Origin of the sequence: Pseudomonas sp. 15A4, from assembly GCF_016925575.1 — a bacterium.
GTDB lineage: Bacteria > Pseudomonadota > Gammaproteobacteria > Pseudomonadales > Pseudomonadaceae > Aquipseudomonas.
Genome location: NZ_CP068986.1, coordinates 1,608,531 through 1,627,608 on the forward strand (window position 1 = coordinate 1,608,531; position 19,078 = coordinate 1,627,608).

Annotated in this window: 31 protein-coding genes and 2 pseudogenes; all 33 read left to right on the forward strand. The window is 54.5% G+C overall.

Going from position 1 to position 19,078, the window contains the following annotated elements; genetic code table 11:
• The first annotated feature begins 169 nt into the window (after window positions 1–169).
• The 33 genes and pseudogenes from rpsL (at window position 170) to bfr (ending at window position 19,047) form a co-directional block, all read left to right on the forward strand.
• Entirely contained in the window at window positions 170–541 is a 372-nt protein-coding gene (rpsL, locus tag JN403_RS07185) for a 30S ribosomal protein S12 (protein WP_002555494.1), read from the forward strand.
• 116 nt (window positions 542–657) lie between these two features.
• Window positions 658–1,128: a 30S ribosomal protein S7 gene (rpsG, locus tag JN403_RS07190; protein WP_002555493.1), complete on the forward strand. Its 471-nt coding sequence runs from the start codon at window positions 658–660 to the stop codon at window positions 1,126–1,128.
• A 30-nt stretch (window positions 1,129–1,158) separates the two neighbouring features.
• Window positions 1,159–3,262: pseudogene (gene fusA / locus JN403_RS07195) on the forward strand (elongation factor G).
• Window positions 3,263–3,293: 31 nt separating this feature from the next.
• Complete coding sequence (tuf, locus tag JN403_RS07200) at window positions 3,294–4,487, forward strand: elongation factor Tu (protein WP_024646116.1); 1,194 nt, start codon at window positions 3,294–3,296, stop codon at window positions 4,485–4,487.
• 138 nt (window positions 4,488–4,625) lie between these two features.
• Complete coding sequence (gene rpsJ, locus JN403_RS07205) at window positions 4,626–4,937, forward strand: 30S ribosomal protein S10 (protein WP_003186070.1); 312 nt, start codon at window positions 4,626–4,628, stop codon at window positions 4,935–4,937.
• Window positions 4,938–5,018: 81 nt separating this feature from the next.
• Window positions 5,019–5,654, forward strand: a complete 636-nt coding sequence (gene rplC / locus JN403_RS07210) for a 50S ribosomal protein L3 (protein ID WP_065988459.1) — start codon at window positions 5,019–5,021, stop codon at window positions 5,652–5,654.
• A gap of 12 nt (window positions 5,655–5,666) precedes the next feature.
• Entirely contained in the window at window positions 5,667–6,269 is a 603-nt protein-coding gene (gene rplD / locus JN403_RS07215; protein ID WP_037017717.1) for a 50S ribosomal protein L4, read from the forward strand.
• A complete protein-coding gene (gene rplW, locus JN403_RS07220; protein WP_065988457.1) occupies window positions 6,266–6,565 on the forward strand; it encodes a 50S ribosomal protein L23 in 300 nt (99 codons plus the stop codon). Before rplD ends, rplW begins: the two co-directional genes overlap by 4 nt.
• Window positions 6,566–6,579: 14 nt before the next feature.
• Window positions 6,580–7,403, forward strand: a pseudogene (gene rplB, locus JN403_RS07225) (50S ribosomal protein L2).
• The gene (gene rpsS / locus JN403_RS07230; protein WP_141123155.1) at window positions 7,404–7,694 is read left to right on the forward strand and encodes a 30S ribosomal protein S19; all 291 of its coding nucleotides are present in this window, start codon (window positions 7,404–7,406) and stop codon (window positions 7,692–7,694) included.
• Window positions 7,695–7,707: 13 nt separating this feature from the next.
• Complete coding sequence (rplV, locus tag JN403_RS07235) at window positions 7,708–8,040, forward strand: 50S ribosomal protein L22 (RefSeq protein ID WP_003210077.1); 333 nt, start codon at window positions 7,708–7,710, stop codon at window positions 8,038–8,040.
• A 13-nt stretch (window positions 8,041–8,053) separates the two neighbouring features.
• The gene (gene rpsC, locus JN403_RS07240) at window positions 8,054–8,740 is read left to right on the forward strand and encodes a 30S ribosomal protein S3 (RefSeq protein ID WP_003176422.1); all 687 of its coding nucleotides are present in this window, start codon (window positions 8,054–8,056) and stop codon (window positions 8,738–8,740) included.
• Between the two features lie 12 nt (window positions 8,741–8,752).
• The gene (gene rplP / locus JN403_RS07245; protein ID WP_003186052.1) at window positions 8,753–9,166 is read left to right on the forward strand and encodes a 50S ribosomal protein L16; all 414 of its coding nucleotides are present in this window, start codon (window positions 8,753–8,755) and stop codon (window positions 9,164–9,166) included.
• Window positions 9,166–9,357 carry a 50S ribosomal protein L29 gene (rpmC, locus tag JN403_RS07250; protein WP_002555481.1) on the forward strand — a complete coding sequence of 64 codons (192 nt, stop codon included), beginning with the start codon at window positions 9,166–9,168 and terminating at the stop codon, window positions 9,355–9,357. Before rplP ends, rpmC begins: the two co-directional genes overlap by 1 nt.
• 2 nt (window positions 9,358–9,359) lie before the next feature.
• Entirely contained in the window at window positions 9,360–9,626 is a 267-nt protein-coding gene (gene rpsQ / locus JN403_RS07255) for a 30S ribosomal protein S17 (RefSeq protein ID WP_003194644.1), read from the forward strand.
• A gap of 23 nt (window positions 9,627–9,649) precedes the next feature.
• A complete protein-coding gene (rplN, locus tag JN403_RS07260) occupies window positions 9,650–10,018 on the forward strand; it encodes a 50S ribosomal protein L14 (protein WP_002555479.1) in 369 nt (122 codons plus the stop codon).
• Window positions 10,019–10,029: 11 nt separating this feature from the next.
• Window positions 10,030–10,344: a 50S ribosomal protein L24 gene (rplX, locus tag JN403_RS07265; protein ID WP_002555478.1), complete on the forward strand. Its 315-nt coding sequence runs from the start codon at window positions 10,030–10,032 to the stop codon at window positions 10,342–10,344.
• Between the two features lie 20 nt (window positions 10,345–10,364).
• Window positions 10,365–10,904 carry a 50S ribosomal protein L5 gene (gene rplE, locus JN403_RS07270; protein ID WP_172609875.1) on the forward strand — a complete coding sequence of 180 codons (540 nt, stop codon included), beginning with the start codon at window positions 10,365–10,367 and terminating at the stop codon, window positions 10,902–10,904.
• 13 nt (window positions 10,905–10,917) lie between these two features.
• Window positions 10,918–11,223, forward strand: coding sequence for a 30S ribosomal protein S14 (rpsN, locus tag JN403_RS07275; RefSeq protein WP_003186042.1), 306 nt, complete (start codon window positions 10,918–10,920; stop codon window positions 11,221–11,223).
• A 213-nt stretch (window positions 11,224–11,436) separates the two neighbouring features.
• Window positions 11,437–11,829 (forward strand): 30S ribosomal protein S8, encoded by a 393-nt coding sequence (rpsH, locus tag JN403_RS07280; RefSeq protein ID WP_037017722.1) that lies wholly within the window; start codon window positions 11,437–11,439, stop codon window positions 11,827–11,829.
• An 11-nt stretch (window positions 11,830–11,840) separates the two neighbouring features.
• Window positions 11,841–12,374 carry a 50S ribosomal protein L6 gene (gene rplF, locus JN403_RS07285; protein WP_122536825.1) on the forward strand — a complete coding sequence of 178 codons (534 nt, stop codon included), beginning with the start codon at window positions 11,841–11,843 and terminating at the stop codon, window positions 12,372–12,374.
• Window positions 12,375–12,384: 10 nt separating this feature from the next.
• Window positions 12,385–12,735: a 50S ribosomal protein L18 gene (rplR, locus tag JN403_RS07290; protein ID WP_037017727.1), complete on the forward strand. Its 351-nt coding sequence runs from the start codon at window positions 12,385–12,387 to the stop codon at window positions 12,733–12,735.
• 3 nt (window positions 12,736–12,738) lie between these two features.
• On the forward strand, window positions 12,739–13,239 hold the full coding sequence (rpsE, locus tag JN403_RS07295; RefSeq protein WP_037017729.1) for a 30S ribosomal protein S5: 501 nt from the start codon (window positions 12,739–12,741) through the stop codon (window positions 13,237–13,239).
• A gap of 2 nt (window positions 13,240–13,241) precedes the next feature.
• A complete protein-coding gene (rpmD, locus tag JN403_RS07300) occupies window positions 13,242–13,418 on the forward strand; it encodes a 50S ribosomal protein L30 (protein ID WP_028621547.1) in 177 nt (58 codons plus the stop codon).
• Between the two features lie 3 nt (window positions 13,419–13,421).
• Window positions 13,422–13,853, forward strand: coding sequence for a 50S ribosomal protein L15 (gene rplO, locus JN403_RS07305; RefSeq protein ID WP_037017733.1), 432 nt, complete (start codon window positions 13,422–13,424; stop codon window positions 13,851–13,853).
• Window positions 13,854–15,185, forward strand: coding sequence for a preprotein translocase subunit SecY (gene secY, locus JN403_RS07310; protein ID WP_065988454.1), 1,332 nt, complete (start codon window positions 13,854–13,856; stop codon window positions 15,183–15,185).
• A gap of 28 nt (window positions 15,186–15,213) precedes the next feature.
• Window positions 15,214–15,330 (forward strand): 50S ribosomal protein L36, encoded by a 117-nt coding sequence (gene rpmJ / locus JN403_RS07315; protein ID WP_002555468.1) that lies wholly within the window; start codon window positions 15,214–15,216, stop codon window positions 15,328–15,330.
• Between the two features lie 131 nt (window positions 15,331–15,461).
• Complete coding sequence (gene rpsM, locus JN403_RS07320) at window positions 15,462–15,818, forward strand: 30S ribosomal protein S13 (protein WP_037017739.1); 357 nt, start codon at window positions 15,462–15,464, stop codon at window positions 15,816–15,818.
• A 30-nt stretch (window positions 15,819–15,848) separates the two neighbouring features.
• Entirely contained in the window at window positions 15,849–16,238 is a 390-nt protein-coding gene (gene rpsK, locus JN403_RS07325) for a 30S ribosomal protein S11 (protein ID WP_002555466.1), read from the forward strand.
• A gap of 18 nt (window positions 16,239–16,256) precedes the next feature.
• Window positions 16,257–16,877, forward strand: a complete 621-nt coding sequence (gene rpsD / locus JN403_RS07330) for a 30S ribosomal protein S4 (RefSeq protein ID WP_037017742.1) — start codon at window positions 16,257–16,259, stop codon at window positions 16,875–16,877.
• A gap of 22 nt (window positions 16,878–16,899) precedes the next feature.
• The gene (rpoA, locus tag JN403_RS07335) at window positions 16,900–17,901 is read left to right on the forward strand and encodes a DNA-directed RNA polymerase subunit alpha (RefSeq protein WP_007970428.1); all 1,002 of its coding nucleotides are present in this window, start codon (window positions 16,900–16,902) and stop codon (window positions 17,899–17,901) included.
• A gap of 42 nt (window positions 17,902–17,943) precedes the next feature.
• Complete coding sequence (gene rplQ / locus JN403_RS07340; RefSeq protein ID WP_074891753.1) at window positions 17,944–18,330, forward strand: 50S ribosomal protein L17; 387 nt, start codon at window positions 17,944–17,946, stop codon at window positions 18,328–18,330.
• 252 nt (window positions 18,331–18,582) lie between these two features.
• Window positions 18,583–19,047 (forward strand): bacterioferritin, encoded by a 465-nt coding sequence (bfr, locus tag JN403_RS07345; RefSeq protein ID WP_122623962.1) that lies wholly within the window; start codon window positions 18,583–18,585, stop codon window positions 19,045–19,047.
• The last annotated feature ends 31 nt before the right edge of the window (window positions 19,048–19,078 follow it).

A 19,078-nucleotide genomic window follows, 5' to 3' on the forward strand; every position in this document is an offset into this window, starting at 1 on the left:
CACCCGGTTTCGATGGGTTGGCGGTGGCTGTGGACATCGGGGCTTTGCCTTGACTGGGGGCAGGATCCTCTTTAGACTCTTGTACCCCTAAATCTGGCGGGACGTATGTCCTGCCATTTTGCTTTTCTTGTAAGACAATAGCGTCGCAAGACAACAGTGGAGCTAGTAGATGGCAACTATCAACCAGCTGGTACGTCAGCCGCGTAAGCGTATCGTCGAGAAATCCGACGTACCTGCGCTGCAGAACTGCCCGCAGCGTCGTGGTGTGTGCACTCGCGTGTATACAACTACGCCGAAAAAACCTAACTCGGCATTGCGTAAAGTCTGCCGTGTGCGTCTGACCAACGGTTTCGAGGTTTCCTCGTACATCGGCGGTGAAGGCCACAACCTGCAAGAGCACAGCGTCGTACTGATTCGCGGCGGCCGTGTAAAAGACTTGCCAGGTGTTCGTTACCACACCGTTCGCGGTTCGCTGGATACCTCCGGTGTCAAAGGTCGTAACCAGGGTCGTTCGAAGTACGGTACCAAGAAGCCTAAGTAGTAGCGGCTTTTTGTAAAAACTGAATCATCTTATTTTCTGAGTCGATAAGAGTAAGGTCGGAGGCGCCAGTAGGTGCTGATTCCGAGCGAACCTGAAGACCGTTTGAGGGCTTATCCATGCCAAGAAGACGCGTAGCAGCCAAGCGCGAAGTGCTTGACGATCCAAAATACGGCAGCCAGATTCTGGCTAAGTTCATGAACCACGTTATGGAAAGCGGCAAGAAAGCCGTTGCCGAGCGTATCGTTTATGGCGCGCTGGAAAAGGTTAAAGAACGCAAGAACTCCGATCCCCTGGAAATCTTCGAGAAAGCTCTCGACGCCATCGCTCCGCTGGTCGAAGTGAAGTCGCGCCGTGTAGGCGGTGCTACTTACCAGGTTCCGGTCGAAGTTCGCCCGTCCCGTCGTAATGCTCTGGCAATGCGTTGGCTGGTAGACTTCGCGCGCAAGCGCGGTGAGAAGTCTATGGCTCTGCGTTTGGCTGGCGAACTGTTGGACGCCGCCGAAGGTAAAGGTGCTGCGGTCAAGAAGCGTGAAGACGTGCACCGTATGGCTGAAGCCAACAAAGCTTTCTCGCACTACCGCTTCTAATTTCAGCGTCACTAATTTTGCGAGGGCTTTATGGCTCGTACTACACCGATCAACCGTTACCGTAACATTGGTATCGTTGCTCACGTGGATGCTGGTAAAACCACCACCACCGAGCGCGTCCTTTTTACACCGGTAAAAGCCACAAGATGGGCGAGGTGCATGATGGCGCCGCGACCACCGACTGGATGGTTCAGGAGCAGGAGCGTGGTATTACCATTACTTCTGCTGCTATTACTGCCTTTTGGCAGGGTTCCGAGAAGCAGCACAAAGACCAGTATCGTTTCAACGTGATTGACACTCCGGGCCACGTAGACTTCACCATTGAAGTTGAGCGTTCCCTGCGTGTACTCGACGGTGCGGTCGTGGTTTTCTGTGGTACCTCGGGCGTAGAACCTCAGTCCGAAACCGTATGGCGTCAGGCCAACAAGTACGGTGTTCCACGTATCGTTTACGTGAACAAAATGGACCGTGCCGGCGCAAACTTTCTGCGCGTAATTGCTCAGATCAAGCAGCGTCTGGGTCACACCCCGGTGCCGATTCAGTTGGCTATCGGTGCTGAAGACAACTTCCAGGGTCAGATCGATCTGATGTCCATGGAAGCGGTCTACTGGAACGATGCTGACAAGGGCATGGTCCCTGTTCGCAAGCCTATCCCTGCTGAATTGCAGGAACTGGCTAACGAATGGCGCAGCAACATGGTCGAGGCTGCTGCCGAAGCCAACGAAGAACTGATGAACAAGTACCTTGAGGGTGAAGAGCTCACCAACGAGGAAATCAAGGCTGCTCTGCGTCAGCGTACTATTGCTGGTGAGATCGTCCTTGCTGTCTGCGGTTCTTCCTTCAAGAACAAGGGTGTTCCCCTGGTTCTCGACGCTGTGATCGACTACCTGCCGGCTCCAGTCGACATTCCTGCTATCAAGGGTTCCAATCCTGATAACGAGGAAGAAGAAATGGAGCGTCATGCGGACGACAACGAGCCGTTCTCGGCTCTGGCGTTCAAGATCGCTACAGACCCATTCGTGGGTACCTTGACGTTCGTCCGTGTTTACTCGGGCGTGTTGGCATCCGGCGACGGCGTGATCAACTCGGTCAAGGGCAAGAAAGAGCGCGTGGGTCGTATGGTGCAAATGCACGCAAACGCTCGCGAAGAGATCAAGGAAGTGCGCGCTGGCGACATCGCGGCCCTGATCGGCATGAAGGACGTCACCACCGGTGAAACCTTGTGCAACGCTGACAAGCCAATCATCCTGGTTCGGATGGACTTCCCGGAGCCGGTTATCTCGGTTGCCGTTGAGCCTAAAACCAAGGATGACCAGGAAAAAATGGGTATCGCACTGGGCAAGCTCGCTCAGGAAGACCCGTCTTTCCGCGTCAAAACTGATGAAGAGACTGGTCAAACGATCATCTCTGGCATGGGCGAGCTGCACCTGGACATCCTGGTTGACCGGATGCGCCGTGAGTTCAACGTCGAAGCCAACATCGGTAAGCCTCAGGTTTCGTATCGTGAGCGCATCACGAAGAACTGTGAAATCGAAGGCAAGTTCGTTCGCCAGTCCGGCGGTCGTGGTCAGTTCGGCCACTGCTGGATCCGTTTTGCACCTGCTGACGAAGGTCAGGAAGGTCTGCAATTCGTGAACGAAGTAGTGGGTGGTGTGGTTCCTAAGGAATACATCCCGGCTATCCAGAAGGGCATTGAAGAGCAGATGAAGAACGGCGTTGTTGCCGGCTATCCGCTGATCGGCCTGAAGGCTACCGTGTTTGATGGTTCTTACCACGACGTCGACTCGAACGAGATGGCGTTTAAGGTGGCTGCATCCATGGCGACCAAGCAGCTGGCCCAAAAGGGCGGCGGTGAGTTGCTTGAGCCGATCATGGCTGTAGAGGTTGTTACGCCTGAAGACTATATGGGTGATGTCATGGGCGACCTTAACCGTCGTCGCGGCATGATTCTGGGTATGGAAGATACGGTCTCCGGTAAAGTAATTCGTGCCGAGGTTCCGTTGGGTGAGATGTTCGGTTATGCGACCGACGTTCGCTCCATGTCTCAGGGTCGCGCAAGCTACTCTATGGAATTCAAAAATACAATACAGCTCCGTCGCACATCGTCGAAACTGTAACCAAAAAACAAGGCTGATTCAGCGCCTTTAGGCTAGGAGTTATTTGTCGTGGCTAAAGAAAAATTTGATCGTTCCCTTCCTCACGTCAACGTTGGCACCATCGGTCACGTTGACCACGGTAAAACCACGCTGACCGCTGCTCTGACTCGTGTTTGCTCCGAAGTTTTCGGTTCGGCTCGTGTTGACTTCGACAAGATCGACAGCGCACCAGAAGAGAAGGCTCGCGGTATCACCATCAACACTGCTCACGTTGAGTACAACTCGTCTGTGCGTCACTACGCACACGTTGACTGCCCAGGTCACGCCGACTACGTGAAGAACATGATCACTGGTGCTGCGCAGATGGACGGCGCTATCCTGGTTTGTTCGGCTGCTGATGGTCCGATGCCACAAACTCGTGAGCACATCCTGCTGTCCCGTCAGGTAGGCGTTCCGTACATCGTGGTCTTCCTGAACAAGGCTGACCTGGTAGACGACGCTGAGCTGCTGGAACTGGTTGAGATGGAAGTGCGCGATCTGCTGAGCACTTACGACTTCCCGGGCGACGACACTCCAATCATCATCGGCTCCGCCCGTATGGCGTTGGAAGGCAAAGACGACAACGAGATGGGCACCACTGCCGTCAAGAAGTTGGTTGAAACTCTGGACAGCTACATTCCTCAGCCAGAGCGTGCTGTCGACAAGCCGTTCCTGATGCCAATCGAAGACGTATTCTCGATCTCCGGTCGCGGTACTGTTGTGACTGGTCGTGTTGAGCGCGGTATCGTCAAGGTTCAAGATCCACTGGAAATCGTTGGTCTGCGTGACACTACCGTCACCACCTGCACCGGTGTTGAAATGTTCCGTAAGCTGCTCGACGAAGGTCGTGCTGGCGAGAACTGTGGCGTTCTGTTGCGCGGCACCAAGCGTGACGACGTTGAGCGTGGCCAGGTTCTGGTCAAGCCAGGTACCGTCAAGCCGCACACTCAGTTCGAAGCTGAAATCTACGTTCTGAGCAAAGAAGAAGGCGGTCGTCACACTCCTTTCTTCAAAGGCTACCGTCCGCAGTTCTATTTCCGTACTACCGACGTAACTGGTAGCTGCGAACTGCCGGAAGGCGTTGAGATGGTTATGCCAGGTGATAACGTTAAAGTTTCCGTTACCCTGATCAAGCCAATCGCAATGGAAGACGGTCTGCGTTTCGCTATCCGTGAAGGCGGTCGTACCGTCGGCGCTGGCGTCGTAGCCAAAATCATCGCGTAAGCGATGATCTTCAAAAGAGCCCCCGCTTGCGGGGGCTTTTTTATTGGGTTGACACTCTGTTAGCTCGTCTATAGAATTGCGCCTCCTTTAAACGGGCGTATTGCGCTCGGTGGGAAGTAGCCTGGAGTCTGAAATCCAATGCAAAATCAGCAAATCCGTATCAGGTTGAAGGCTTTTGACCATCGCCTGATCGACCAATCCACCCAGGAAATCGTGGAAACCGCGAAACGTACTGGTGCTCAAGTGCGTGGTCCGATTCCACTCCCTACCCGTAAAGAGCGGTTCACTGTTCTGGTTTCTCCGCACGTCAACAAAGACGCGCGCGACCAGTACGAGATCCGTACTCATAAGCGTGTTCTGGACATCGTCCAGCCAACGGATAAAACCGTTGATGCGCTGATGAAGCTTGATCTTGCGGCAGGTGTGGAAGTACAGATCAGCCTCGGCTAAGACTCGGGTCTTAGTCGTGTAACGCTCTGAAATGGGCGGCCATAGCGGGTGAAAGCCCCGTACACTCATGAGGTTTACAACATGACTATTGGTGTAGTCGGTCGTAAATGCGGTATGACCCGTATTTTCACCGAAGAAGGTGTCTCCATTCCGGTCACGGTCATTGAGATCGAGCCGAATCGCGTCACCCAGTTCAAAACCGAAGAAGTCGATGGCTATCGTGCAGTGCAAGTCACTGTCGGCGTGCGTCGTGCTTCCCGTGTGACTGCTGCTCAGGCAGGTCACTTCGCTAAAGCGAACGTTGCCGCTGGTCGTACCGTCTTGGAATTCCGTCTTGAAGAAGGCGAATACAAGGCTGGCGACCTGATCAATGCAGAAATCTTTGCTGCTGGCCAGATGGTAGATGTTACCGGTCAGTCCAAGGGTAAAGGCTTCCAAGGTACTATCAAGCGCCACAATTTCCGTGGTCAAGATAATACTCACGGTAACTCCGTGTCCCACCGCGTCCCGGGCTCTATCGGCCAGTGCCAGACTCCTGGTCGTGTATTCAAGGGCAAAAAAATGTCCGGTCATATGGGCGCTGAGCGCGTGACCGTGCAGTCCCTGGAAGTAGTGCGCGTGGACGCTGAACGCAATCTGTTGTTGGTCAAGGGTGCTGTTCCTGGCGCTACTGGCGGCAATGTGGTTGTACGTCCAGCAGCCAAGGCTCGCGGTTAAGGGGAAGCTGACATGCAATTAAATGTAAATGACGCTCAAGCGATCGAAGTTTCCGAACTGACATTTGGCGGCGAATTCAACGAGACGCTGGTTCACCAGGCAGTCGTGGCCTACATGGCTGGCGGTCGTCAGGGCAGCAAGCAGCAAAAGACCCGTTCTGACGTATCCGGTGGCGGTAAACGCCCTTGGCGTCAAAAGGGTACTGGTCGTGCTCGTGCCGGTACTATCCGTAGCCCGATCTGGCGCGGCGGCGGTACCACTTTCGCAGCACGCCCTCAGGATCACTCTCAGAAGCTCAACAAGAAGATGTACCGCGCTGCACTGCGCTCCATCCTTGCTGAACTGGTTCGTACTGATCGTCTGGTCGTGGTTCAGGATTTCGCTGTTGAATCGCCGAAAACCAAAGATCTGCTGGGCAAACTGAACGACATGAGCCTGACCGACGTTTTGATCGTGTCGGACGCTGTTGATCAGAACCTGTACCTGGCTGCTCGTAACCTGCCGCACGTTGACGTGCGTGATGTTCAAGGTTCCGATCCAGTTAGTCTGATCGCATACGACAAGGTGTTGATCACTGTGTCGGCCGTGAAGAAATTCGAGGAGCTGCTGGGATGAACCAGGAACGCGTATTTAAAGTTCTGCTTGGCCCGCACGTTTCCGAGAAGGCTACGGTTCTGGCAGACAAAAAAGGTCAGTTCGTTTTCAAGGTTGCTACTGATGCAACCAAGCTGGAAATCAAGAAGGCCGTCGAAAGCCTGTTCAGCGTGAAAGTAGAGCGTGTCACTACCCTGAATGTCATGGGTAAGACCAAGCGCACTGCTCGCGGTCTGGGCAAGCGTAATGACTGGAAGAAGGCGGTTATCTCCCTTCAGCCAGGCCAAGATCTCGATTTCAGCAGCAGTGCTGAGTAAGGAAGGGGTGCATCATGGCAATCGTTAAATGCAAACCGACTTCCCTGGCCGCCGTTTTGTGGTCAAGGTGGTCAACCAGGAGCTGCATAAAGGCGCTCCTCACGCACCGCTGCTCGAGAAAAAATCGAAGACTGGTGGTCGTAACAACAATGGCCGCATCACTACTCGTCACATCGGTGGTGGTCATAAGCAGCATTATCGTTTGGTCGATTTCCGTCGTAACGACAAGGATGGCATCTCTGCCACTGTCGAGCGCATTGAATACGATCCAAACCGTACTGCTCATATCGCACTGCTGCTGTACGCAGACGGCGAGCGTCGTTACATCATCGCGCCTAAAGGCGTGAGTGCTGGCGACCAGCTGATCGCGGGCGCTTTGGCTCCAATCAAGCCAGGCAACGCTCTGCAGCTGCGTAACATCCCAGTAGGTTCCACCGTTCACGGCATCGAACTGAAGCCGGGTAAAGGTGCTCAGATCGCTCGTTCTGCTGGTGCGTCTGCACAGCTGATCGCTCGTGAAGGTGTCTACGTGACTCTGCGTCTTCGCTCCGGTGAGATGCGTAAAGTTCTGGCTGAATGCCGTGCAACTCTGGGTGAGGTCTCGAACTCCGAGCACAGCCTGCGTTCGCTGGGTAAAGCTGGTGCCAAACGCTGGCGTGGCGTTCGCCCAACCGTTCGTGGTGTTGCCATGAACCCGGTTGACCACCCACATGGTGGTGGTGAAGGTCGTACCTCTGGTGGTCGTCATCCGGTATCGCCGTGGGGCTTCCCGACTAAGGGCGCGAAGACTCGTGGTAATAAGCGTACCGACAAAATGATCGTCCGTCGTCGCAAGTAAATAGAGGGATACGACAGTGCCACGTTCTCTGAAAAAGGTCCTTTTATTGATCTTCACCTACTGAAGAAGATCGAAGTGGCGGCGGAAAAGAACGATCGCAAACCAGTTAAGACCTGGTCGCGCCGTTCTATGATCCTGCCACAAATGGTCGGTTTGACCATTGCTGTGCATAACGGTCGTCAGCATGTTCCTGTTCTCGTGAACGAAGACATGGTCGGCCACAAACTAGGCGAGTTTGCCGGTACCCGCACTTATCGTGGGCACGTGGCAGACAAGAAAGCCAAGCGTTAAGGGGTAAGGAACGATGGAAGTAGCCGCTAAGTTGTCGGGCGCTCGAATCTCCGCCCAGAAAGCCCGCTTGGTCGCCGACCAGATCCGCGGGAAGAAGGTGGGCGAAGCGCTCAACCTGTTGGCTTTCAGCAGTAAGAAAGCCGCCGAGATCATCAAGAAAGTGCTGGAGTCGGCCGTAGCCAACGCCGAGCATAACGAAGGCGCAGACGTTGATGACCTCAAGGTCTCCACCGTTTTCGTCAACGAAGGGCGTTCGCTGAAGCGCATCATGCCACGTGCCAAAGGCCGTGCTGATCGCATCGTCAAGCGGTCTTGCCATATCACTGTCAAGGTTGCTGACAAGTAACGGAGTCGAAGAGATGGGTCAGAAAGTACATCCCATTGGCATTCGCCTGGGAATCGTCAAGGAGCACACCTCCGTCTGGTACGCAGACGGTCGGACTTATGCGGACTATTTGTTCGCTGATCTGAAGGTGCGAGAGTATCTCCAAGACAAACTAAAAAGCGCGTCCGTAAGCCGTATCGATATCCATCGTCCGGCGCAGACTGCACGCATCACCATCCACACCGCTCGTCCAGGTATCGTTATCGGGAAGAAAGGTGAAGATGTTGAGAAGCTGCGTCAGGACCTGACCAAGCAAATGGGTGTGCCTGTGCACATCAATATCGAAGAGATCCGTAAGCCGGAGCTCGACGGTATGCTGGTTGCGCAGAGCGTAGCTCAGCAGCTGGAGCGTCGCGTAATGTTCCGTCGCGCTATGAAGCGCGCAGTGCAGAACGCCATGCGCATTGGTGCCAAAGGCATCAAAATCCAAGTGAGCGGTCGTCTCGGCGGTGCTGAAATTGCACGTACTGAATGGTATCGCGAAGGTCGTGTGCCTTTGCACACCCTGCGTGCCGACATCGACTATGCCAACTACGAAGCTCACACCACTTACGGTGTGATCGGTGTAAAGGTTTGGATCTTCAAAGGCGAAGTAATTGGTGGTCGCCAAGAAGAGCTGAAACCGCAAGCACCAGCGCCTCGTAAAAAAGCTGCTAAGTAAGGGGTACGCCAAATGTTGCAACCTAAGCGTACGAAGTTCCGCAAGCAGATGACCGGCCACAACCGTGGTCTGGCATTGCGCGGTAGCAAAGTCAGCTTCGGCGAGTTCGCGCTGAAGTCTGTTGCTCGTGGTCGTCTCACCGCTCGTCAGATCGAGTCAGCGCGTCGTGCACTGACCCGTCACGTTAAACGTGGCGGCAAGATCTGGATCCGTGTATTCCCGGACAAGCCTGTCACCAAAAAGCCTCTCGAAGTTCGGATGGGTAAAGGTAAGGGTAACGTGGAGTACTGGGTTGCCCAGATTCAGCCAGGCAAAGTCCTGTATGAAATCGAGGGTGTTTCCGAAGAGTTGGCGCGTGAGGCTTTCGCCCTGGCTGCTGCAAAGCTGCCGCTCGCCACCTCCTTTGTTAAGCGGACGGTGATGTGATGAAAGCGAATGAACTTCGTGAAAAATCAGCACAGCAACTGAACGAGCAACTGCTCGGCTTGCTGCGCGACCAGTTCAATCTGCGCATGCAGAAAGCAACTGGCCAGTTGGGGCAGTCTCACCTGCTCTCGCAAGTTAAGCGTGACATCGCTCGCGTGAAGACTGTGCTCAACCAGCAGGCAGGTAAGTAATCATGGCTGAAGCCGAAAAAACCGTCCGTACGCTGACTGGCCGTGTCGTCAGCGACAAGATGGACAAGACCATCACCGTACTGATCGAGCGTCGCGTCAAGCACCCAATCTACGGTAAATACGTTAAGCGTTCGACTAAGCTGCACGCGCACGACGAAACCAATCAGTGCCACATCGGCGACAAGGTCACTATTCGTGAAACTCGTCCGATGGCCAAGACCAAATCTTGGGCGCTGGTTGATGTTCTCGAACGCGCTGTGGAAGTCTAAGGGCTAGGGGTCGGAGAAATTATATGATTCAGACTCAATCCATGCTCGATGTGGCCGATAACAGCGGCGCACGCCGCGTTATGTGCATCAAGGTGCTTGGTGGCTCTCATCGTCGTTACGCTGGTATCGGTGACATCATCAAAGTGACCGTCAAGGAAGCAATTCCGCGCGGTAAGGTGAAAAAAGGCCAAGTGATGACTGCAGTAGTAGTCCGCACTCGCCACGGTGTTCGTCGCGCTGACGGCTCCATCATCCGCTTTGACGGCAACGCTGCTGTTCTGTTGAACAACAAGCAAGAGCCGATCGGCACCCGTATCTTTGGGCCAGTGACCCGTGAACTTCGTACTGAGAAGTTCATGAAGATCGTCTCGCTCGCCCCAGAAGTGCTGTAAGGAGATCCGACATGCAAAAGATTCGTCGTGACGACGAGATCATCGTGATCGCCGGCAAAGACAAAGGTAAGCGCGGTAAGGTGCTCAAGGTTCTCGCTGACGACCGTTTGGTCGTTGGTGGGATCAACCTGGTGAAGCGTCATACCAAGCCAAACCCGATGTCGGGCGTACAGGGCGGTATCGTCGAGAAAGAAGCGCCACTGCACGCTTCTAACGTCGCCATTTTCAACGGCGCAACCAACAAAGCTGATCGCGTTGGTTTCAAAGTTGAAGACGGCAAGAAAATTCGTGTCTTCAAGTCGACCCAAAAAGCGGTTGATGCTTGAACACTGCTAGGTAGAAGACCATGGCACGACTAAAAGAGATTTACTGGAAAGAAATCGCACCGAAGCTTAAGGAAGAACTTAAGCTTGCGAACGTGATGGAAGTTCCACGCGTTACCAAGATCACCCTGAACATGGGTCTGGGCGAAGCGATCGGTGACAAGAAAGTCATCGAGCACGCTGTTGCAGACCTGGAAAAAATCACCGGCCAAAAAGTCGTTGTGACGTACGCTCGCAAATCTATCGCAGGCTTTAAAGTCCGTGAAGGTTGGCCGATCGGTGTCAAAGTGACTCTGCGCCGTGAGCGTATGTATGAATTCCTGGATCGTCTGCTGTCGATCTCCCTGCCTCGGGTTCGCGACTTTCGCGGCCTGAATGCCAAGTCCTTCGATGGTCGTGGTAACTACAGCATGGGCGTTAAAGAGCAGATTATTTTCCCGGAAATCGATTACGACAAGATCGATGCCCTGCGCGGTCTGGACATTACCCTGACCACCACTGCTCGTACGGACGAAGAAGGTCGCGCATTGCTGCGTGCTTTCAAGTTCCCGTTCCGCAACTGATTGGAGTAGGACCATGGCCAAGAAGAGCATGAAAAACCGTGAGCTGAAGCGTCAGCTCACCGTTGCCAAGTACGCTACCAAGCGTGCTGCGCTGAAAGCGATCATCGTGGATCTGAACGCAAGTCCAGAAGCACGCTGGGAAGCTACGGTCGCCCTGCAGAAGCAGCCACGTGACGCAAGTGCCTCGCGCATGCGTAACCGTTGCCGCCTGACAGGTCGTCCGCACGGCGTGTACCGCAAGTTCGGCCTCGGCCGTAACATGCTGCGTCAAGCAGCAATGCGTGGCGACGTACCAGGTCTGGTTAAAGCCAGCTGGTAAGCTGTTATTCGCGCACTGCGTCCATTGGGTTCACCTTGAATCCATGGGCGTAGAGCCTGAATTTGAATCAAGCCCCTTTTGGGGCTTGATTCATTTCTGGGGTGCGCCTAGAATTGCCGGCTCGCCAGAGCCCGTGCTTGCACGTGCCCGAAATTTTGAGGCGATAGGTTGCAGCCGTAAGGCTCATTTTTTTGTATCAGGAGCGTCTAGCCCATGAGTATGCAGGACCCGTTAGCGGACATGCTAACTCGTATCCGTAATGCCCAGATGGCTGAAAAGCCCGTCGTAAGCATGCCATCCTCCACGTTGAAAGTGGCTGTAGCCAAAGTCCTGAAGGACGAAGGTTACATTGCGGGTTATCAGATCAGCAGCGAAACCAAGCCGTTGCTATCCATCGAGCTGAAGTACTTCGAAGGCCGTCCGGTCATCGAAGAAGTGAAGCGCGTTAGCCGTCCAGGCCTGCGTCAGTACAAGTCCGTCGATGAGTTGCCAAAAGTTCGTGGCGGCCTCGGTGTGTCTATCGTCTCCACCAACAAGGGTGTGATGACGGATCGTGCTGCGCGCGCTGCCGGTGTCGGCGGCGAAGTGCTTTGCACTGTGTTCTAAGGGGGATAAGCATGTCACGCGTAGCTAAGAACCCCGTTAAGTTGCCAGCAGGCGTCGAAGTTAAACTCGTCGGCCAGCAGCTTTCGGTGAAGGGTGCCAAGGGCACTCTAGACCTGAACATTCATTCGGCCGTTGAAATTGTTGAAGAGGCTGGTGAGCTGCGTTTCGCTGCTCGCAATGGCGATCAACAAACTCGCGCAATGGCTGGTACCACTCGTGCGTTGGTAAACAACATGGTCCAAGGCGTAAGCCAAGGCTTCGAGCGCAAGCTCCAGCTGGTCGGTGTTGGTTACAAAGCGCAAGCAAAAGGCACGGTGCTGAACCTGGCCCTTGGCTTCTCGCACCCAGTGGACTACGAATTGCCGGAAGGCATCACCGCTGAGACTCCCAACCAAACCGATATCGTGATCCGCGGTATCGACAAGCAGTTGGTTGGTCAAGTGGCCGCTGAGATCCGCGACTTCCGCCGTCCAGAGCCGTACAAAGGCAAAGGCGTGCGTTACGCGGACGAAGTCGTCCGTCGTAAAGAAGCCAAGAAGAAGTAGGGCATAGCAAATGACCGTCAAAAAAGTTACCCGACTGCGTCGCGCTCGCAAAGCACGCCTGAAAATGCACGAACTCGAAGTCGTGCGTCTCTGCGTGTACCGCTCTTCGCAGCACATTTATGCCCAGGTCATCTCGGCCGACGGCAGCAAAGTCCTGGCAAACGCCTCGACTTTGGACAAAGAACTGCGTGATGGCGCCACTGGCAACATCGACGCGGCCACTAAAGTTGGCCAGCTGATCGCTGAGCGTGCGAAAGCCGCCGGTGTATCGCAAGTGGCTTTTGATCGTTCTGGCTTCAAGTACCACGGTCGCGTTAAGGCGCTGGCTGATGCTGCTCGTGAAGGCGGGCTGGAGTTCTAAGTTATGTCAAATAACGACCAAAAACGCGACGAAGGCTACATCGAGAAGCTGGTACAAGTTAATCGCGTAGCAAAAACCGTTAAAGGCGGCCGTATCTTCACCTTCACCGCGTTGACCGTGGTTGGTGATGGTAAAGGGCGCGTTGGCTTCGGCCGTGGCAAGTCACGTGAAGTGCCTGCCGCGATCCAGAAGGCAATGGAAGCTGCTCGCCGCAACATGATCCAGGTTGATCTGAACGGCACTACGCTGCAGTACGCCATCAAGTCCGCTCATGGGGCTTCGAAGGTTTACATGCAGCCTGCGTCGGAAGGTACTGGCATCATCGCTGGCGGTGCAATGCGCGCCGTCCTCGAAGTTGCTGGCGTCCACAACGTTCTGGCCAAGTGCTACGGTTCGACTAACCCGGTAAACGTTGTTCACGCAACGTTCAAGGGTTTGAAAACCATGCAGTCCCCTGAGTCCATCGCTGCTAAACGCGGCCTGAACGTCCAGGAGATCTTCTGATCATGGCTACCGTTAAAGTAACGCTGATCAAAAGCATGACCGGCCGCATCCCTAACCACAAATTGTGCGTTAAGGGTTTGGGTCTGCGTCGCATCGGTCACACTGTAGAAGTCGTTGATACCCCGGAAAACCGTGGGATGATCAACAAGGCTTACTACATGCTGCGCGTCGAGGGTTAATCGATGAAACTCAATGATCTGAGTCCAGCGCCGGGTTCCCGTCGCGAAAAGCATCGTCCGGGCCGTGGTATCGGTAGCGGTTTGGGTAAGACCGGTGGCCGTGGCCACAAAGGTCAGACCTCCCGCTCCGGTGGCACCATTGCTCCGGGCTTCGAAGGCGGCCAACAGCCGTTGCATCGTCGTCTGCCTAAGTTCGGCTTCGTCTCTTTGAAAGCTATGGATCGTGCTGAAGTTCGCACCTCCGAGCTGGCTAAAGTAGAAGGCGTCGTCACTGTGCAGTCCCTGAAGGATGCCAACGTGATCAACCAAAACGTGCAGCGTGTGAAAATCATGCTGTCCGGTGAGGTTACTCGCGCAGTCACCCTCAAAGGTATCGCAGCCACCAAAGGTGCGCGTGCGGCTATCGAAGCAGCTGGCGGCAAGTTCGAGGAATAAATGGCTAAGCAAGGTGCTCTCTCAGCGCTAGGCAAAAGCGGCGGGTTGTCCGAACTCTGGGCTCGTCTGCGTTTCCTGTTCCTGGCGATTATCGTCTATCGGATCGGTGCGCATATCCCAGTTCCGGGTATCAACCCCGACCGACTGGCGGACCTGTTTCGACAGAATGAGGGGACCATTCTTAGCTTGTTCAACATGTTTTCCGGCGGTGCGCTGGAGCGCATGAGCATCTTTGCACTGGGGATCATGCCGTATATCTCGGCATCGATCATCATGCAGCTCATGACCGCAGTCAGCCCACAGCTGGAGCAGTTGAAGAAGGAAGGTGAGGCTGGTCGTCGTAAGATCAGCCAGTACACCCGCTATGGCACCGTCGTCCTGGCCTTGGTTCAAGCCATTGGCATGTCCATTGGTTTGGCCGGTCAGGGCGTTGCGTTCTCAGCAGATATCGGCTTCCACTTCGTTGCAGTTACCACGTTTGTTGCTGGTGCACTGTTCATGATGTGGCTGGGCGAGCAGATCACTGAGCGCGGTGTTGGCAACGGTATCTCGATGTTGATTTTTTCGGGTATCGTCGCCGGTCTTCCGAGGGCGATCGGGCAGTCTTTCGAGTCTGCGCGTCAAGGTGATATCAATATCTTCGCTTTGGTCGCCATCGGTTTGCTGGCAGTAGCGATCATCGGTTTCGTGGTATTCATCGAGCGTGGTCAGCGTCGTATTGCTGTTCACTACGCCAAGCGTCAGCAGGGCCGCAAGGTCTTCGCAGCGCAGACGAGCCACTTGCCCTTGAAAGTGAACATGGCGGGCGTAATTCCTGCCATCTTCGCGAGCAGCATCTTGCTGTTTCCGGCTTCGCTGGGTGCCTGGTTCGGTCAGTCTGAGGGTATGGGCTGGTTGCAGGACATCTCGCAGTCGATCGCACCTGGTCAGCCGTTGAATATTCTGCTGTTTAGTGCAGGGATTATTTTCTTCTGCTTCTTCTATACGGCGTTGATGTTCAATCCGAAAGACGTAGCGGAAAACCTGAAGAAGTCCGGTGCCTTTATTCCGGGCATTCGTCCTGGTGAGCAGTCTGCACGCTATATTGATGGCGTTCTGACTCGTCTGACCATGTTCGGTGCTCTCTACATGATGGCCGTATGCCTGCTTCCACAGTTTCTCGTGGTTGCTGCAAACGTGCCGTTTTACCTTGGCGGGACCTCGTTGCTGATCGTGGTCGTGGTTGTGATGGACTTTATGTCTCAAGTGCAATCGCACCTCGTTTCGCACCAGTATGAATCCCTGATGAAGAAAGCCAACCTGAAGGGCTACGGCAGCGGCATGCTGCGCTGAAGCACCCATAAGGTTCGAGGAGTTGGTGATGAAAGTTCGTGCATCGGTGAAAAAGCTGTGCCGCAACTGCAAGATTATTCGCCGCGAAGGTGTTGTTCGAGTAATTTGCAGCGCGGAACCACGTCACAAGCAGCGCCAAGGCTAAATGTGATCTGTGCTAAAAGCCCAGCAGCTAGTGCGCTGCTGGGTTGATTATTTGTTATTACAGCGATATTATCTCGCGCCCTATTTCTTGGCTTCCGGGGCGTAGGTAGCTGTCAATTGGAGTCCCACTGAATGGCCCGTATTGCAGGCGTTAACATTCCAGATAACAAGCATACTGTTATCTCGCTGACCTACATCTATGGTGTTGGTCGCACAACTGCACATAAAATCTGTGCTACTACCGGGGTTAACCCGGCGGTAAAGATCAAAGATCTGAGCGACGAGCAGATTGAACAGCTGCGTGGCGAAGTCGCGAAGTTCACCACTGAAGGTGATCTGCGTCGCGAAATCAACATGAAAATCAAGCGCTTGATGGACCTCGGTTGCTATCGCGGTCTGCGTCATCGTCGTGGTCTTCCAGTGCGCGGTCAGCGTACCAAGACTAACGCGCGTACCCGTAAAGGTCCGCGTAAGCCGATCCGCAAGTAATCGCCCCAGCGAATCGACAGGAATTAAATCATGGCAAAACCTGCTGCTCGTCCTCGTAAAAAAGTTAAAAAGACAGTGGTTGATGGCATCGCCCACATCCATGCATCTTTTAACAACACAATCGTGACCATCACCGACCGTCAAGGTAACGCTCTTTCCTGGGCTACCTCCGGTGGTTCGGGTTTCCGCGGTTCTCGCAAGTCCACGCCGTTTGCTGCTCAAGTAGCTGCTGAACGTGCTGGTCAAGCTGCGCTGGAATACGGCCTGAAAAACCTCGACGTCAACGTCAAAGGTCCAGGTCCAGGTCGTGAATCTGCTGTCCGTGCTTTGAACGGCTGCGGCTACAAGATCGCCAGCATCACCGACGTGACGCCAATCCCGCATAACGGGTGCCGTCCGCCGAAGAAGCGCCGCGTGTAATCCAGGAGATTGTAAAGAATGGCTCGTTACATTGGTCCAAAATGCAAACTCGCTCGTCGTGAAGGCACCGATCTCTTTCTGAAGAGCGGCGTGCGCGCGATCGAATCGAAGTGCAACATCGAAGCAGCACCTGGTATCCACGGCCAGCGCCGCGGTCGCCAGTCCGACTACGGCACCCAACTGCGTGAAAAGCAGAAAGTCCGTCGTATTTATGGCGTTCTCGAGCGTCAGTTCAGCGGTTACTACAAAGAAGCTGCTGGCAAGAAAGGCGCAACTGGTGAGAACCTGCTGCAACTGCTCGAATGCCGTCTGGACAACGTTGTATACCGCATGGGCTTCGGTTCGACTCGTGCCGAATCGCGTCAGCTGGTATCGCACAAGTCGGTAAGCGTAAACGGCAAAACCGTGAACGTTCCGTCCTACCAGGTCCGTGCTGGTGACGTAGTGGCAATTCGCGAAAAAGCGAAGAACCAACTGCGTATTGTCCAGGCTCTCGATCTGTGTGCCCAACGTGGCCGCGTAGAATGGGTAGAAGTAGACACTGAGAAAAAATCTGGCGTCTTCAAAAGCGTCCCAGCCCGCAGTGATCTGTCCGCCGACATCAACGAAAGCCTGATTGTCGAGCTCTACTCCAAGTAAGGGCTAGAAAATAGGTGCATCCATGCAGATTTCGGTAAATGAGTTCCTGACACCCCGCCACATTGATGTGCAGGTTGTCAGTCCGACCCGCGCCAAAATCACTCTCGAGCCTCTCGAGCGTGGTTTCGGCCATACCCTGGGCAACGCGCTGCGCCGCATCCTGTTGTCCTCCATGCCCGGCTGTGCAGTAGTCGAGGCCGAGATTGACGGTGTACTCCATGAGTACAGCGCCATCGAAGGCGTACAGGAAGATGTCATTGAAATCCTGTTGAACCTCAAAGGTCTGGCTATCAAGCTGCACGGTCGAGACGAAGTTACGCTGACCTTGTCGAAGAAGGGTTCGGGGGTGGTTACCGCTGCCGATATTCAGCTGGATCATGATGTCGAGATCGTTAACCCCGATCACGTAATCGCTAACCTGGCGTCTAACGGCGCCCTGAACATGAAGCTCGTTGTAGCTCGTGGTCGCGGTTATGAACCAGCAGACTCGCGTCAGAGCGATGAAGACGAAAGCCGCAGCATTGGTCGCTTGCAGCTCGATTCTTCGTTCAGCCCGGTTCGTCGCATTGCATACGTGGTGGAAAACGCCCGTGTCGAGCAACGTACCAACCTGGACAAGCTGGTTATCGATCTGGAAACCAACGGTACTCTGGATCCTGAAGAGGCTATCCGTCGTGCAGCAACCATCCTGCAACAGCAGTTGGCTGCGTTCGTCGACCTTAAAGGTGACAGCGAACCCGTTGTAGTCGAACAGGAAGACGAGATCGATCCGATCCTGCTTCGTCCGGTTGACGATTTGGAACTGACCGTACGTTCGGCCAACTGCCTTAAGGCGGAGAACATTTACTACATCGGCGACCTGATTCAGCGCACCGAAGTAGAACTGTTGAAGACTCCGAACCTGGGCAAGAAATCCTTGACCGAGATCAAGGACGTTCTGGCTTCTCGTGGTCTCTCCCTCGGCATGCGCCTCGACAACTGGCCGCCTGCAAGTCTTAAGAAGGACGACAAGGCGACTGCCTGATCGTCGTAATCACCGAACGTAGTGTTTGGTAAGGAATGAACCATGCGTCATCGTAAAAGTGGACGTCACCTGAGCCGTACCAGCTCTCACCGTAAGGCTATGTTCCAAAACATGGCGGTGTCGCTGTTCGAGCACGAGCTGATCAAAACTACCCTGCCGAAAGCCAAAGAACTGCGTCGCGTTGCTGAGCCGCTGATCACCTTGGCCAAGATTGACAGCGTTGCTAACCGTCGTCTGGCATTTGACCGTACCCGTTCGAAAGAAATGGTCGGCAAACTGTTCAACGATCTGGGCAAGCGTTACGCAACTCGTGAGGGTGGCTACCTGCGCATCCTCAAGTGTGGCTTCCGCGCTGGCGACAACGCGCCAATGGCGTACGTCGAACTGGTTGATCGTCCTGTCGGTGGCTCTGTAGAAGCCGCTGAATAAGACATCAGTCACTACAAAAAACCGGGCCTAGTGCCCGGTTTTTTGTTGTCTGCAACAAAGCCTCTTGGATGGCCGGACTTTGCTCAACCAGCGGTGATTCTAAGTGATAAACGGAACCCTCCTCATTTACCTGCGTTTTCGATACCAAATGTCCGAATTTCGCCGGGTTTCCACGTTTATTTGCTAACCCCTGGGGTGACCAACCAGGCTGGTTGGTTCAAACTAACGCCTTTCACCAAGAGATGGACGGCGATGCAAGGCCACCCGGATGTAATTGATTACCTCAACACGCTGCTGACAGGCGAACTCGCTGCGCGCGACCAGTATTTTGTCCACTCGCGGATGTACGAAGATTGGGGTTTCAGCAAGCTGTACGAACGCATCAATCACGAGATGGAAGAAGAGGCTCAACACGCTGATGCGTTGATGCGCCGGATTCTGATGCTCGAAGGCACCCCACGCATGCGTCCTGACGACTTGGATGTGGGTACTACGGTCCCCGAGATGCTCGCCAGCGACCTTCGCCTGGAGTACAAGGTGCGAGCCGCACTGTGCAAAGGCATCGCGCTCTGTGAGCAGCACAGGGATTACGTAAGCCGTGACATCCTCCGCATTCAGCTCGCCGACACGGAAGAAGATCACACCTATTGGCTTGAAAAACAGCTGGGCCTGATCAAATCCATCGGCCTCGAGAATTATCTCCAGTCGCAGTTCTGAGAACTGAAACCGCCGCTACAAAAAAGCCCCT

What these genes read in the sequence shown, in the direction of transcription:
- rplD (WP_037017717.1), top strand. Translation starts at nt 5,667, where the DNA reads ATGCAATTAAATGTAAATGACGCTCAAGCGATCGAAGTTTCCGAACTG.
- rpsD (WP_037017742.1), top strand. Translation starts at nt 16,257, where the DNA reads ATGGCTCGTTACATTGGTCCAAAATGCAAACTCGCTCGTCGTGAAGGC.
- rpsQ (WP_003194644.1), top strand. Translation starts at nt 9,360, where the DNA reads ATGGCTGAAGCCGAAAAAACCGTCCGTACGCTGACTGGCCGTGTCGTC.
- rplO (WP_037017733.1), top strand. Translation starts at nt 13,422, where the DNA reads ATGAAACTCAATGATCTGAGTCCAGCGCCGGGTTCCCGTCGCGAAAAG.
- rpsN (WP_003186042.1), top strand. Translation starts at nt 10,918, where the DNA reads ATGGCCAAGAAGAGCATGAAAAACCGTGAGCTGAAGCGTCAGCTCACC.
- rplQ (WP_074891753.1), top strand. Translation starts at nt 17,944, where the DNA reads ATGCGTCATCGTAAAAGTGGACGTCACCTGAGCCGTACCAGCTCTCAC.
- rpmD (WP_028621547.1), top strand. Translation starts at nt 13,242, where the DNA reads ATGGCTACCGTTAAAGTAACGCTGATCAAAAGCATGACCGGCCGCATC.
- secY (WP_065988454.1), top strand. Translation starts at nt 13,854, where the DNA reads ATGGCTAAGCAAGGTGCTCTCTCAGCGCTAGGCAAAAGCGGCGGGTTG.
- rpsC (WP_003176422.1), top strand. Translation starts at nt 8,054, where the DNA reads ATGGGTCAGAAAGTACATCCCATTGGCATTCGCCTGGGAATCGTCAAG.
- rplE (WP_172609875.1), top strand. Translation starts at nt 10,365, where the DNA reads ATGGCACGACTAAAAGAGATTTACTGGAAAGAAATCGCACCGAAGCTT.
- rpsL (WP_002555494.1), top strand. Translation starts at nt 170, where the DNA reads ATGGCAACTATCAACCAGCTGGTACGTCAGCCGCGTAAGCGTATCGTC.
- rplW (WP_065988457.1), top strand. Translation starts at nt 6,266, where the DNA reads ATGAACCAGGAACGCGTATTTAAAGTTCTGCTTGGCCCGCACGTTTCC.
- rplR (WP_037017727.1), top strand. Translation starts at nt 12,385, where the DNA reads ATGACCGTCAAAAAAGTTACCCGACTGCGTCGCGCTCGCAAAGCACGC.
- rpsH (WP_037017722.1), top strand. Translation starts at nt 11,437, where the DNA reads ATGAGTATGCAGGACCCGTTAGCGGACATGCTAACTCGTATCCGTAAT.
- rpmJ (WP_002555468.1), top strand. Translation starts at nt 15,214, where the DNA reads ATGAAAGTTCGTGCATCGGTGAAAAAGCTGTGCCGCAACTGCAAGATT.
- rpmC (WP_002555481.1), top strand. Translation starts at nt 9,166, where the DNA reads ATGAAAGCGAATGAACTTCGTGAAAAATCAGCACAGCAACTGAACGAG.
- bfr (WP_122623962.1), top strand. Translation starts at nt 18,583, where the DNA reads ATGCAAGGCCACCCGGATGTAATTGATTACCTCAACACGCTGCTGACA.
- rpsG (WP_002555493.1), top strand. Translation starts at nt 658, where the DNA reads ATGCCAAGAAGACGCGTAGCAGCCAAGCGCGAAGTGCTTGACGATCCA.
- rpsM (WP_037017739.1), top strand. Translation starts at nt 15,462, where the DNA reads ATGGCCCGTATTGCAGGCGTTAACATTCCAGATAACAAGCATACTGTT.
- rpsJ (WP_003186070.1), top strand. Translation starts at nt 4,626, where the DNA reads ATGCAAAATCAGCAAATCCGTATCAGGTTGAAGGCTTTTGACCATCGC.
- rplP (WP_003186052.1), top strand. Translation starts at nt 8,753, where the DNA reads ATGTTGCAACCTAAGCGTACGAAGTTCCGCAAGCAGATGACCGGCCAC.
- rpsK (WP_002555466.1), top strand. Translation starts at nt 15,849, where the DNA reads ATGGCAAAACCTGCTGCTCGTCCTCGTAAAAAAGTTAAAAAGACAGTG.
- rpsE (WP_037017729.1), top strand. Translation starts at nt 12,739, where the DNA reads ATGTCAAATAACGACCAAAAACGCGACGAAGGCTACATCGAGAAGCTG.
- rplF (WP_122536825.1), top strand. Translation starts at nt 11,841, where the DNA reads ATGTCACGCGTAGCTAAGAACCCCGTTAAGTTGCCAGCAGGCGTCGAA.
- rplX (WP_002555478.1), top strand. Translation starts at nt 10,030, where the DNA reads ATGCAAAAGATTCGTCGTGACGACGAGATCATCGTGATCGCCGGCAAA.
- rpoA (WP_007970428.1), top strand. Translation starts at nt 16,900, where the DNA reads ATGCAGATTTCGGTAAATGAGTTCCTGACACCCCGCCACATTGATGTG.
- rplV (WP_003210077.1), top strand. Translation starts at nt 7,708, where the DNA reads ATGGAAGTAGCCGCTAAGTTGTCGGGCGCTCGAATCTCCGCCCAGAAA.
- rplC (WP_065988459.1), top strand. Translation starts at nt 5,019, where the DNA reads ATGACTATTGGTGTAGTCGGTCGTAAATGCGGTATGACCCGTATTTTC.
- rplN (WP_002555479.1), top strand. Translation starts at nt 9,650, where the DNA reads ATGATTCAGACTCAATCCATGCTCGATGTGGCCGATAACAGCGGCGCA.